The sequence below is a fragment of the Pseudomonas sp. HP_01 genome (assembly GCF_055284355.1).
Genome location: NZ_JBTOPV010000023.1, coordinates 1 through 12,193, shown reverse-complemented (window position 1 = coordinate 12,193; position 12,193 = coordinate 1). Strand labels below are relative to the sequence as shown.

Sequence of the window (12,193 nt, the reverse complement as noted above, 5' to 3'; positions counted from 1 at the left end):
CTGCCAGATACATCCGGCAGCAACGCAATTGAGCACGAACGGCTGATCCCGCCAGGGAAAAGACGTACATAAAAGAAGTGATGGGACTACAAGTGGAGTCGACGGCTCCACCTTTCAAGCCACCCTGCGAAGATTAGTCCGCGGCGCGGGACTAACGGTCGAAAAATTTCGCGAAATATCCGGAAAAACCTGCCCGGGACTGTCGCCCGCACTGGCGCAGGCCTTTATACTTGCTCCCCGTTTGTGCACCGCTCTAGTGCAATCGGCTGGAGCGACGCGACCCATTCACTCCCCACTCAGAGCCCCCGCACAATGAGCCTGTTCTCCGCTGTCGAAATGGCACCACGCGATCCTATCCTGGGCCTCAACGAAGCATTCAACGCCGATACCCGTACGACCAAGGTCAACCTGGGTGTAGGCGTCTACAGCAACGAAGAAGGGAAAATTCCGCTGCTGCGCGCCGTTGTCGAAGCGGAAGAAAACCGGGTGGCTCAACACCTGCCCCGCGGCTATCTGCCGATCGATGGCATCGCTGCCTATGACAAAGCTGTGCAAACCCTGCTGTTTGGCGCCGAGTCGCCGCTGCTGGCCTCGGGCCGGGTGATGACGGTCCAGGCGGTTGGCGGCACTGGCGCTTTGAAAATCGGCGCTGACTTCCTCAAGCAGCTCTCCCCTGACGCCGTCGTGGCGATCAGCGACCCGAGCTGGGAAAACCACCGCGCGCTGTTCGAAACTGCCGGTTTCTCGGTGCAGAACTACCGTTATTACGACGCCGCCACCCATGACGTGAATCGCACGGGGATGCTGGAAGATTTGCAGAATCTGCCGTCCGGCTCGATCGTCGTGCTGCACGCCTGCTGCCACAACCCGACCGGCGTTGACCTGACCCTGGAAGACTGGAAGAAGGTCCTAGAGGTACTCAAAGCCAAGGGGCATGTGCCGTTTCTGGACATGGCCTATCAGGGCTTCGGTGACGGCATCGACGAGGACGCTGCGGCGGTACGTTTGTTCGCGCAGAGCGGCATGACGTTTTTTGCTTCCAGTTCGTTTTCGAAGTCGTTTTCGCTGTATGGCGAGCGGGTCGGTGCGTTGTCGATCGTGACCGATTCGAAAGAAGAGACGGCGCGGGTGTTGTCGCAGGTGAAGCGTGTGATCCGCACGAACTATTCGAACCCGCCGACCCATGGTGCCTCGATTGTGGCGACGGTGTTGAACAGCCCTGAGTTGCGTGCGAAGTGGGAGGCGGAGCTGGGCGAGATGCGCCTGCGGATTCGCGGGATGCGTGAGGAGATGACGCAGCGTCTGGCGAATAATGCGGCGGGGCAGGATTTCAGTTTTGTTGCGCGGCAGCGGGGGATGTTTTCGTATTCGGGTCTGACGACGGCGCAGGTTCATCGTCTGCGCAATGAGTTCGGGATTTATGCGTTGGATACCGGGCGGATTTGTGTGGCGGCGTTGAATCAGGGGAATATCGGGGCGGTTACAGCGGCGATCCTGGCGGTTATCTAAACCGCTGAACATTTAAGATCAAGAGCGTCTGCCTAAGGGCAGACCGTTTCGCCTTCGGCGACTTACTTTTGAAAAGCACCAAAAGTAAGCAAAAGTGCCTGCTCTCGGTTGGGCCCGACTTCGTCGGGTTCCTTCACTCCGGTCTCGCTCCGTGGGCCCGCCGCCATCCGCCATCCATGGCGGGGGGCGGCTCTCGCGGCATCCATGCCGCTCGGCCCACTCCGCGAAACCTGCGTTCAGCCTGCACCCAAGTCCCGATTGGCGGTGTCTGGACTTTCTGTGTACGAAGATCAGAAGCAGATCAGAAGCAGATCAGAAGCAGATCGACAGCTTCCCGGCTGAAGCCGGTCCCACAGGGTACGCGGTGTTTAGTGGGACCGGCTTTAGCCGGGAAGGCGTCGGTGGGCACGCTACGAAATTGCCGATCAGCACTTTGATCGAACCCTTGCCCTTAGTTGCCCTCGATATCTGTAAGTCCTGTGAACGGGATATGACAGAAGAGGTGCATATGGCTACTCAGAACAATGATCAAACCGTCAACCGCAACGATCCGGCGATCAATTCAGAGACTCCGGACAGTAGCCTGGCGCAGAACGATGCGTTGAGGAACCAGGGCGGGTCGCAGAGCCAGTCCGAGGACGGCGCGCAGAGTCAGGAGAACAATGGCAACCTGACGGGCGAGAACAGTTTCACACCTGATTTCGAGCCTGAAGAGCATGAGTCTCCGGACACCACCAAAGAGGAACGGCAGACCGGCGAGCTGGATAAAGACATCGATACAGCGGGGGGTTGAGGTGATTCTCTGAATGCTTGCCTGATCCCACCCGTAGGAGCCGGCTTGCTGGCGAATGCCGAGTGTCAGCCGACCGTTTCATAACTGAACTGACGCGTTCGCCAGCAAGCCGGCTCCTTGTCAGGTGGAGCGCAGCCATTCCCGCACATCCGCAACCTTGTGCCGTCGCCATCCGCTCACTCTCGCGGATCTTTCATTGCGTAGCACCCTAACAAAACGGCACCATCACGCCTTCGTCTGCGCCCGCAGACCTGCCTGAAGTTCATCCCCGGAGCGTTGTCGATAATGGTCCAGCCCGCCACTCAGGATGCCCCGCGCGTCGGTAATAAGCTCACGCCCCGCGAGTTTCGCGGCATGGCGGCGATTCTGATGTCCATCGCCTTGGCCACCCTCGACACCGCCATCGCCAACACTGCCCTCCCCGCCATCGCGGCTGATTTGCACGCCTCACCTGCCGCGTCGGTGTGGATCATCAACGCCTACCAGCTCGCCGCCGTCGCCACGCTGTTGCCGTTTGCGGCGCTGGGCGGCGTGCTTGGCCATCGCAAAGTGTATCTGGGCGGGCTGATTCTGTTCGTGGTGTCTTCAGCACTGTGTGCGCTGTCCTGGTCATTGCCGACGCTGACCATCGCCCGCGTCCTGCAGGGCATCGGTGCCAGCGCGATCATGAGTGTCAACGCCGCGCTGATCGGCTCGATATTTCCCCACGAACGGCTGGGCCGCGGGCTAGGCATGAATGCGCTGGTGGTGGGCACCTCGTTTTCCATCGGCCCGACCGTGGCCTCGCTAGTGTTGTCGGTAGCGAGCTGGCCGTGGCTGTTCGCGATCAACCTGCCCATTGGGATGTTCGCCTTGGTGTTTGCCTGGAATTCGCTGCCCGCCACCCGTCTCGGCACCCTGACGTTCGACCGCTTCACCGCCGTGCTCAACGTCATCACCTTCGGCGCGCTGATCTTTGCCCTGAGTCAGGCGGCGCAACTGGGTTCCATGGCCAGCGTGCTGATCGCTCTGGCGATTTTTCTGGTGGGCGGCGCATTGATGCTCAAGCGCGAGGCCGGGCACCCTGCGCCGATGTTTCCCCTGGATTTGCTCAAGCGGCCGCTGTTTGCGCTGTCGGCACTGACGGCGTTCTGTTCGTTCGCCACCCAAGGACTGGCGTTCGTCTCGCTGCCGTTCTTTTTTGAAAGCACCCTGGGCCGCGACCCGATCCAGACCGGGTTTCTGATGACGCCGTGGTCGGTAGTGGTGGCGATGATCGCGCCGTTCGCCGGGCGCCTGTCTGACCGTTACGCCCCTGGGCTGCTGGGCGGGATTGGCCTGGCCATGCTCTGCCTGGGAATGATTTCCCTGGCGACGATGCCGGCAGACGCCAGCGTAATCTCCATCATCGCGCGGATGATGCTGTGCGGCATCGGCTTCGGTTTCTTCCAGGCGCCGAACCAGAAAGCGTTGATGACCAGCGCGCCGAAGGAACGCTCCAGCGGCGCCAGCGGCACGATTGCAACGGCACGCCTGATCGGCCAGGCCACGGGCGCGGCGCTGGTGGCCTTGAGTTTCGGCATTTCCAGCACCCACGGCCCCGTGCTGGCCTTGAGCATCGGCGCGGGCTTTGCCGCAGTGGGGAGTGTCGCAAGCGGTTTGCGTCTGGTGACCAAAAACACCGCCAACCCGCGGGTGTGAAGTGCAGGCCTTCTGCACCTTGTAGGAGAGAGCTTGCTCGCGATCGCGGTGTGTCAGTTGATTCACCTGTAACTGGCACGCCCTGATCGCGAGCAAGCTCACTCCTACAGGATGACCGGCAGTTGCGCCGGGGCAGCGCCCGGCCAGCGCAGGATCAGGCAATCATCGCGTAGGACTGGGTGATCGGTTTGGCGCGCAGGGTTCCTACCATGGGGGACTTCAAGCATCGACCATCGATCAACGGCTTCGGCCCCGAGAGGAAACCCACAATGAGCACATCAAAAACCCTGTTCATCACCGGTGTCAGCAGCGGCTTCGGTCAAGCGCTGGCGCAACAGGCGCTGGCGGCGGGTCATACGGTGATCGGCACCCTGCGCAATGAAGACGCCGTGCATGCATTTCAAGCCCAGGCACCCGGTCGCGCCCACGGCGTGCTGTTGGACGTCACCGACTTCGACGCCATCGACCGCGTGGTGGCCGAGGCCGACACCGCGTTCGGGCCCATCGACGTGCTGGTCAACAACGCCGGCTATGGTCACGAAGGCATTTTGGAAGAGTCGCCGCTGGAGGATTTGCGTCGGCAGTTCGACGTCAACGTGTTTGGCGCGGTGGCGATCATCAAGGCCTTCGTGCCGCTGTTCCGCCAGCGCCGCAGCGGGCACATCCTCAACGTCACCTCCATGGGCGGCTTCATTACGATGCCGGGGATTTCCTACTACCACGGCAGCAAGTTCGCCCTGGAAGGCATTTCCGAATCCCTGAGCAAAGAGCTGAAGCCTTTCAATGTGTTTGTCACGGCGGTGGCGCCGGGTTCGTTTCGCACGGACTGGGCCGGCCGCTCGATGCAGCGTACGGCGCGGCAGATTACCGACTACGACGCCAGCTTTGACCCGATCCGCAAGGCCCGTGAAGAGCGCAGTGGGAAGCAGCCGGGGGATCCGGTCAAGGCTGCCGACGCGATGCTCAAACTGATCGACAGCCCCAACCCACCGGCGCATCTGTTGCTGGGCAGCGATGCGCTGAAGCTGGTGCGGGAAAAGCTCGCGCAGCTGGAAGCCGAGTTTGCGGAATGGGAAGAGGTGTCGCGGTCGACGGATGGGTGAGGTTCGATGAAAGGGCGTCGGCCTAACGGCCTCGGGTTTCGCCTTCGGCGACTTACTTTTGAAAAGCACCAAAAGTAAGCAAAAGTGCCTGCTCGTGGTTTGGCCCTTCCTTCGTCAGGGTTCCTTCACTCCGGTCTCGCTCCGTGGGCCCGCGCCGAACGGGCATCCATGCCCTGACGGCGCTCTCGCCGCATCCATGCGGCTCGGCCCACTGCGCGAGACCTCCGTTCAGCCTGCACCAAAGTCGCGATTTGTGGTGTTTGAACAATCGCGGTGGAAGATCAAGATCAAGATCAAGATCAAGATCAACGCCGAAGCTTCCCGGCTGAAGCCGGTCCTACAGACCTACTGCGTACCCACTGTAGGACCGGCTTTAGCCGGGAAGAGGCCAGCAAGAGCACCATCAATTTTTGGCAAACGCCACCCATGCGGGAGCCATCAACCGGGGATGGTGGCGTAGCTTCAAGAAAGCTAAACCCCGCCACGGCTGAATATCCGGATGACTTCATCCAGATGCTCCGCCATCGCCTGCCTCGCGGCTTCTGCATCACGGTTTTGCAGGGCGTCGAGGATCAGGCGGTGTTCGTGTTCGGAGCGGAACGGCATGTCGTCGGAGGTGTAGTGCGCCTGCAAGCGCTGGAACATGCTGCCGTACTGATGCCCGAGCAGGTGCTTGATCATCAGCGCATAGGCCGGATTGCCCGAGGCCTGGGCGATGCGGATGTGGAACAGGCGATCGCCGGGGTGGGTGTGGGAATGCTCGCGGTTGTCCCGGGCGTTGCGTTCGAAGGCCTCGCGGATCGCGTCGAGTTCTTCATCGCTGGCGTTTCGCGCGGCAAGCGCCACCGCTTCCGGTTCGATCAGCCGGCGCGCCTGAAGCAGGGCAAACGGCGGGATCTCCGCGCTGAAATCCACCTCTATGCCCAGCTCCGGGTCGACGTCCTTCCACTGATCCCGGGTGACCTGGGTCATCACCGGTTCATCGGACAACTTCTGCCCCGGCGGTTCGCAGACCAGCACGCCATTACCGACGCGCACATCCACCAGCCCGATCACCTCCAGCGCGATCATCGCCTCGCGCACTGACGCCCGGCTCACCCCCAGCATCTTGGCCAGTTCACGTTCGGCCGGCAGGCGGCTGCCCGGCGGAAATTCACCGCTGTCGATCAGCGCGCGCAGCTGATCGGCGATCTGGCGATAAAGTCTCTGGTTATCAATTACTTGGATTGGCATCGGGCATCGGCTCGGAAATTTTCAGCGCAGTGGATCGACAAATGGCCTTGTTGCGGTCAAAGACAAGTGCTAAAAACAGGACCAATGGCCTGACCATTGGAGCGCTGCAGTGAGCGGAGCATAGCAAAACCCAACGAGGTTCGGCGTGTTTCAGATCCAACTCGATGCGCTGCACTGGTTCGATCAACAGACCTCGAAAGCCCCGTACGCAGACAGGTCGTCTCAACAATAAAAACAAGGGATCAACATGGACCTCACCGGTAAGCGAGTGCTCATCACAGCCGCCGCCCAGGGCATCGGTCAAGCCAGCGTCGAGGCGTATCTCAAAGCCGGCGCGGAAGTCTTCGCCGTCGACATCAACGGTGCAGCGCTGGACCACATTCAGGGCGTGCACAAACGTGTGCTCGACGTCACCGATCACGCCGCCATCGAACGGCTGGCCGCCGAAGTAGGCGCGCTGGACGTGCTGTTCAACTGCGCTGGCGTGGTGCACAGCGGCAATATCCTCGAATGCTCCGAAGACGACTGGCGCTTCGCCTTCGACCTCAACGTCACTGCGATGTACAAGATGATCCGCGCGTTTCTGCCGGCGATGCTGGCCAACGGCGGCGGCTCGATCATCAACATGTCGTCGGTCGCCTCGGCCATCAAGGGCGTGCCCAACCGCTTCGCCTACTGCGCGAGCAAGGCCGCCGTCATCGGCATCACCCGCTCGGTCGCCGCCGACTTTGTCGGGCAGAACATCCGCTGCAACTGCATATGCCCCGGCACCGTGGAATCCCCTTCCCTGCGTCAGCGCGTGGCCGATCAGGCGGCGCGCGAGGGCCGTGAGGAGGCCGAGGTGTACGCGGCGTTCGAATCGCGCCAGCCCATGGGACGCCTGGGCACGCCCGAGGAAATTGCCCAATTGGCGCTGTACCTCGGTTCGTCCGCCAGCGGTTTTACCACCGGCACTGCGCAAATCATCGACGGCGGCTGGAGCAACTGAGCATGGCTGCTGATCACACTTAACGGCAGGAGTGAGCCGGGTCCGTTTTGCATCCGGACGATAACGAGGTGTCGGTCGACCGATGAGCGCGCGTCGCGTCGGATCGCGAGCAAGCTCACTCCTACAACATCAACGAATCTGATCAATCACCTTTAGAGGACACCCCATGAAATTGCTGCGTTACGGCGAACCCGGTCAAGAACGCCCTGGCCTGCTGGACAGCACCGGCCGCATTCGCGATCTCACCGATCTCATCGGTGACCTGTCGGGCACTGCGCTGAGCCCGGAAAGCATCGCGCACTTGCAGTCCCAGGACGTCAACAGCCTGCCGCTGGTGGAAGGCAGTCCGCGTATCGGCCCCTGCGTCGGCCAGATCGGCAAGTTCATCTGCATCGGCCTCAACTACGCCGACCACGCCGCTGAAACCGGCGCCGACATTCCGAAAGAGCCGATCATTTTCAACAAGTGGACCAGCGCCATCGTCGGCCCCAACGACAATGTGGAAATCCCGCGCAATTCGAAGAAGACCGACTGGGAAGTCGAGCTGGGCGTGGTCATCGGCAAGGGCGGTCGTTACATCGACGAGGCCGATGCGCTGGAACATGTGGCGGGTTATTGCGTGATCAATGACGTCTCCGAGCGTGAATTCCAGCTCGAACGCGGCGGCACCTGGGACAAGGGCAAGGGTTGCGACACCTTCGGGCCGATCGGTCCGTGGCTGGTGACCCGCGATGAAATCGCCGACCCGCACCAGCTCAACCTGTGGCTGGAAGTCGACGGCAAGCGCTACCAGAACGGCAACACGCGAACGATGATTTTTCAGATCCCCAAACTGGTCAGCTACCTGAGCCAGTTCATGAGCCTGCAACCGGGCGACGTGATTTCCACCGGCACGCCGCCGGGCGTGGGCCTGGGCATCAAGCCGGAGCCAGTGTTCCTGCGCGCCGGCCAGACCATGCGTCTGGGGATTGAAGGGTTGGGTGAACAGCAGCAGCTTACTGTCGACGCATGACCTATAGGAGTGACCGGTGTGGCGCTCCACCTTGCTCCTACAGGTCATCGGGTCAAAATTCGGGGCACACGCAAATCCACTGTAGGAGCAATCGGAGGTTACGACGGTCGCGAAAGCTATGGGTCTGGCGCATCCGTGTTGCCTTATCCACAGCGTTCGCGAGCAAGGTGGAGCGCCACCCCGGTCACTCCTAAAAGGATCTCCATCGCCCGGAGATCCATGGGGTGCCAAGTAGACAGATTTTTCCCGAATGCCAAAGCAAACCGCGCTGCCCATAACAATGCCAAAGGGACCCGCCATGACCACCATCACCGCCTTGCGCGTTGAAGACATTCGTTTCCCCACCTCGCAATTGCTCGACGGCTCCGACGCGATGAACCCGGACCCCGATTACTCGGCGGCCTACGTTATCCTTGAAACCGATCACCCTACCCTGCAAGGCCACGGCCTGACGTTCACCATCGGGCGCGGCAACGAGATCTGTTGTGCCGCGATCAATGCACTGGCCGGCGTGATGGTCGGCTTGAAGCTGGAGTGGATAGCCGAAGACATGGGCCGGTTCTGGCGCCACGTCACCAGCGACAGCCAGTTACGCTGGATCGGCCCGGACAAGGGCGCGATTCACCTGGCGACCGGCGCCGTGGTCAATGCCACCTGGGACCTGTGGGCCAAGTCCGAGGGCAAACCGGTGTGGCAACTGGTGGCGGAAATGACCCCGGAGCAACTGGTGCGCTGCATCGATTTCCGCTACATCACCGACTGCCTGACGCCGGACGAAGCCCTGGTCCTGCTGACCGAGCGCGCCGGGGGCAAGGCGCAACGGCTGCGGACGCTGCTCGCCGACGGTTACCCCTGCTACACCACCTCCGCGGGCTGGCTGGGCTACCCGGACGACAAGTTGCGCCGACTGTGTCAGGAAGCGGTCGATGGCGGTTTTTCCCACATCAAACTCAAGGTCGGTCGCGACCTGCAGGACGACATTCGCCGCGTGCGCATCGCTCGGGAAGTGCTGGGGCCGGATCGTCAGTTGATGATTGACGCCAATCAGGTCTGGGAGGTCGAAGAGGCCATCGACTGGGTCCGCGAGCTGGCGTTCGCCAAGCCCTGGTTCATCGAAGAGCCGACCAGCCCCGACGACGTCGAGGGCCATCGCACGATTCGTCTTGGCGTCCACCCGGTGAAGGTGGCGACCGGCGAGATGTGCCAGAACCGCATCGTCTTCAAGCAACTGATCATGCGCGGCGCCATCGACGTGGTGCAGATCGACGCCTGCCGCCTCGGCGGGGTCAATGAGGTGCTGGCGGTGATGCTCATGGCTGCCAAATACCAGCTGCCGGTCTGTCCCCATGCCGGCGGCGTCGGCCTGTGCGAGTACGTGCAGCACCTGTCGATGATCGACTTTCTGTGCATCGCCGGCACCCATGAAGGTCGGGTGGTGGAGTACGTCGACCACCTGCATGAGCACTTTGAAGACCCGTGTGTGATTCGCGATGCGGCGTATCTGCCGCCGGCCGCACCGGGTTTCTCGATTCAGATGAAGGCCGCTTCGCGGGAGCGGTATGCGTACGTGAAATGAGCATAAATCTCTGTGGGAGCCGGCTTGCTGGCGAATGTGTGCGTTCAGACGCTGCCGGGTCGCCTGGCCCATCGTATTCGCCAGCAAGCCGGCTCCTGCAAATGCGTGCCCGCGCGGAACTTGCGCCAGGCATGAAACGGACGGAGTACAACAACAATGTCGTCCCGACACTCAAGCGTTCCGGCACCGCCCTTGCGGGTGGATGCCCACCAGCATTTCTGGACTTACGAAGCCAGGGATTACCCTTGGATTGACCAGCGCCATGCCGCGTTGCAGCGGGATTTTCTGCCGGGGGATTTGAAACCGCTGCTCGATCAGCACGGTATCGACGGCTGCATTGCGGTGCAGGCGCGGCACAGTGCCGATGAGACGGATGCACTCCTGACCCAGGCGGCTGAGCATCCGTGGATCTTCGGCGTGGTCGGCTGGGCGGATCTGCGCGCGGATGATCTCGACGTGCAACTCGCACGCTGGGGCGACCCTCATAAAGGCGCGCAAAAACTGGTCGGCCTCCGTCACCTGGTCCAGGACGAACCGGCGCCCTCGCTGTTTTTGCAGGACCCGGCGTTCGCCCGAGGCATGGTGCAGTTACAAGCCCACGGGCTGACGTACGACGTGCTGATAAAAGACAAAGACCTGCACGCCGCCACTGACTTCTGCCGGCGGCACGATCAGCATCACTTGATCCTCGATCACCTCGGCAAACCCGACCTGTCCCTTGAAGATCCCATCGCCTGGGCCGATCGGCTCGCCCCGCTGGCCGCCCTGCCCCACGTCGCCTGCAAACTCTCCGGGTTGATTACCGAAGCCGACTGGCAACGCTGGCGACCGGTGGAACTGCTGCCGTATTTCTATCTGGCGCTGGAATTGTTCGGGCCGCAGAGACTGATGTTCGGTTCCGACTGGCCGGTCTGTCAGCTCGCCGGCAGCTACAGCGACGTTCACCAGCTGTTTGAATCCGCCATCAGCACGCTCTCCGTCCATGAGCAAAACGCGCTGCGCGGCGGTGCCGCCATTCGCCTCTATGGCCTGCAAGGAAACTGCCCATGAATCTGCACCTGCAAGACAAAATCATCATCGTCACCGGCGGCGGCTCGGGGATTGGCGCGGCCATCTCGCTGGGGCTGGCCGAAGAAGGTGCGATCCCGGTGATCTTCGCCAATCAGCCGCTGCCGGCCGAATTGGCCGCCGAGCTGGACAGACGCCAGCCGCAGACCCTGTTCGTCCAGGTCGAGCTGCGCGACGAGGCCGAATGTGCGGCGGCGGTGAGCAAGGTGCTGGAGCGTTTCGGGCGCATCGACGGGCTGGTCAACAACGCCGGGGTCAATGACAACGTCGGACTGGAGGCCGGTCGCAGCGCCTTTATCGAGTCGCTGGAGAAGAACCTCATTCACTACTACGTCATGGCCCATTTGTGCGTCGACGCGCTGAAGGCCAGCAAGGGTGCCATCGTCAACATCGGCTCCAAGACCGCCCTCACCGGTCAGGGCGGCACCAGCGGCTACACCGCGTCGAAAGGTGCGCAACTCTCGCTGACCCGGGAATGGGCGGCGTCTTTGTTGAGCGATGGCGTGAGGGTGAACGCGGTGATTCCGGCCGAAGTCATGACGCCGCTGTACGAGCGCTGGATTGCCAGCTTCGACAACCCTGACGCGAAGCTGGCGAAGATCGTCGAAAAAATCCCCCTCGGCCAGCGCATGACCACGCCCACGGAGATCGCCGACAGCGTGCTGTTTCTGCTGTCCCCGCGGGCGTCCCACACCACCGGGCAATGGCTGGTGGTCGACGGCGGCTATACCCACCTTGACCGGGCACTGACATGAGTACCGGCATGGCTGCGCAGCGGTTCTGTCTGGCCCTGGACCTGGCCGATGACGAGGCGTTGATTGCCGAGTATGAGCAGTTGCATCGGCGCATCTGGCCGGAGATTGCCGGGCACCTGCGCGGCCAGGGCGTGCTGGACATGCAGATCTGGCGGCTAGGCACGCGGCTGTTCATGGTCATGGACACGGCGCCGGGCTTCAGCGCGGACGCGATGGATCAGGCGTCAGCGGCCCATCCCAAGGTGCAGGAATGGGAGGCGTTGATGTGGCGGTTTCAGAAGCCGACGCCGTGGACCGAGCCGGGGAATAAATGGCAGCCCATGGCGCAGATTTTCAGCCTGGCGGATCAGCCGCCTTGAAGCGCCTCAATTGTAGGAGCGGGGGGGGGGGGGGGGGGGGGGGGGGGGGGGGGGGGGGCGGGGGGCGGGGCGGGGGGGGAGGGGGGCGGCCCCGGGCCGCCGCGCGCCGGGGGGGGG

The 12,193-nt window shown here is 62.3% G+C and carries 11 protein-coding genes; 10 read left to right on the top strand and 1 reads right to left on the bottom strand.

Translation table 11 applies throughout. The features are described from left to right. Window positions 1-312 precede the first annotated feature (312 nt). The 4 genes from ACYAR8_RS13730 (at window position 313) to ACYAR8_RS13715 (ending at window position 5,085) form a co-directional block, all read left to right on the top strand. Entirely contained in the window at window positions 313-1,509 is a 1,197-nt protein-coding gene (locus ACYAR8_RS13730) for an amino acid aminotransferase (RefSeq protein ID WP_463580172.1), read from the top strand. A 508-nt stretch (window positions 1,510-2,017) separates the two neighbouring features. Next, window positions 2,018-2,302 carry a hypothetical protein gene (locus ACYAR8_RS13725; RefSeq protein ID WP_463580171.1) on the top strand — a complete coding sequence of 95 codons (285 nt, stop codon included), beginning with the start codon at window positions 2,018-2,020 and terminating at the stop codon, window positions 2,300-2,302. Between the two features lie 354 nt (window positions 2,303-2,656). Further along, complete coding sequence (locus ACYAR8_RS13720; protein WP_463580295.1) at window positions 2,657-3,982, top strand: MFS transporter; 1,326 nt, start codon at window positions 2,657-2,659, stop codon at window positions 3,980-3,982. A gap of 269 nt (window positions 3,983-4,251) precedes the next feature. Beyond that, the gene (locus ACYAR8_RS13715) at window positions 4,252-5,085 is read left to right on the top strand and encodes an oxidoreductase (protein WP_463580170.1); all 834 of its coding nucleotides are present in this window, start codon (window positions 4,252-4,254) and stop codon (window positions 5,083-5,085) included. 471 nt (window positions 5,086-5,556) lie between these two features. On the opposite strand, the gene ACYAR8_RS13710 is transcribed toward ACYAR8_RS13715, so the two are convergent. After that, a complete protein-coding gene (locus ACYAR8_RS13710) occupies window positions 5,557-6,318 on the bottom strand; it encodes a FadR/GntR family transcriptional regulator (RefSeq protein ID WP_463580169.1) in 762 nt (253 codons plus the stop codon). 247 nt (window positions 6,319-6,565) lie between these two features. Here ACYAR8_RS13710 and ACYAR8_RS13705 point away from each other — a divergent pair, with 247 nt between their 5' ends. The 6 genes from ACYAR8_RS13705 to ACYAR8_RS13680 all read left to right on the top strand — a co-directional run bounded on the left by ACYAR8_RS13705 (window position 6,566) and on the right by ACYAR8_RS13680 (window position 12,076). Further along, the gene (locus tag ACYAR8_RS13705; RefSeq protein ID WP_463580168.1) at window positions 6,566-7,306 is read left to right on the top strand and encodes an SDR family oxidoreductase; all 741 of its coding nucleotides are present in this window, start codon (window positions 6,566-6,568) and stop codon (window positions 7,304-7,306) included. A 166-nt stretch (window positions 7,307-7,472) separates the two neighbouring features. After that, window positions 7,473-8,318 carry a fumarylacetoacetate hydrolase family protein gene (locus ACYAR8_RS13700; RefSeq protein WP_463580167.1) on the top strand — a complete coding sequence of 282 codons (846 nt, stop codon included), beginning with the start codon at window positions 7,473-7,475 and terminating at the stop codon, window positions 8,316-8,318. 298 nt (window positions 8,319-8,616) lie between these two features. Beyond that, entirely contained in the window at window positions 8,617-9,894 is a 1,278-nt protein-coding gene (locus ACYAR8_RS13695) for an L-fuconate dehydratase (RefSeq protein ID WP_463580166.1), read from the top strand. Between the two features lie 156 nt (window positions 9,895-10,050). Beyond that, a complete protein-coding gene (locus ACYAR8_RS13690) occupies window positions 10,051-10,944 on the top strand; it encodes an amidohydrolase family protein (RefSeq protein ID WP_463580165.1) in 894 nt (297 codons plus the stop codon). Continuing rightward, window positions 10,941-11,717 carry an L-fucose dehydrogenase gene (locus ACYAR8_RS13685; protein WP_463580164.1) on the top strand — a complete coding sequence of 259 codons (777 nt, stop codon included), beginning with the start codon at window positions 10,941-10,943 and terminating at the stop codon, window positions 11,715-11,717. Before ACYAR8_RS13690 ends, ACYAR8_RS13685 begins: the two co-directional genes overlap by 4 nt. Before the next feature lie 8 nt (window positions 11,718-11,725). Further along, complete coding sequence (locus ACYAR8_RS13680; protein ID WP_463580294.1) at window positions 11,726-12,076, top strand: L-rhamnose mutarotase; 351 nt, start codon at window positions 11,726-11,728, stop codon at window positions 12,074-12,076. Window positions 12,077-12,193: the final 117 nt, after the last annotated feature.

Coding starts and splice junctions, on each gene's coding strand:
- ACYAR8_RS13680 (WP_463580294.1), top strand. CDS start 11,726: ATGGCTGCGCAGCGGTTCTGTCTGGCCCTGGACCTGGCCGATGACGAG.
- ACYAR8_RS13705 (WP_463580168.1), top strand. CDS start 6,566: ATGGACCTCACCGGTAAGCGAGTGCTCATCACAGCCGCCGCCCAGGGC.
- ACYAR8_RS13695 (WP_463580166.1), top strand. CDS start 8,617: ATGACCACCATCACCGCCTTGCGCGTTGAAGACATTCGTTTCCCCACC.
- ACYAR8_RS13725 (WP_463580171.1), top strand. CDS start 2,018: ATGGCTACTCAGAACAATGATCAAACCGTCAACCGCAACGATCCGGCG.
- ACYAR8_RS13715 (WP_463580170.1), top strand. CDS start 4,252: ATGAGCACATCAAAAACCCTGTTCATCACCGGTGTCAGCAGCGGCTTC.
- ACYAR8_RS13690 (WP_463580165.1), top strand. CDS start 10,051: ATGTCGTCCCGACACTCAAGCGTTCCGGCACCGCCCTTGCGGGTGGAT.
- ACYAR8_RS13685 (WP_463580164.1), top strand. CDS start 10,941: ATGAATCTGCACCTGCAAGACAAAATCATCATCGTCACCGGCGGCGGC.
- ACYAR8_RS13730 (WP_463580172.1), top strand. CDS start 313: ATGAGCCTGTTCTCCGCTGTCGAAATGGCACCACGCGATCCTATCCTG.
- ACYAR8_RS13700 (WP_463580167.1), top strand. CDS start 7,473: ATGAAATTGCTGCGTTACGGCGAACCCGGTCAAGAACGCCCTGGCCTG.
- ACYAR8_RS13720 (WP_463580295.1), top strand. CDS start 2,657: ATGGCGGCGATTCTGATGTCCATCGCCTTGGCCACCCTCGACACCGCC.
- ACYAR8_RS13710 (WP_463580169.1), bottom strand. CDS start 6,318: ATGCCAATCCAAGTAATTGATAACCAGAGACTTTATCGCCAGATCGCC.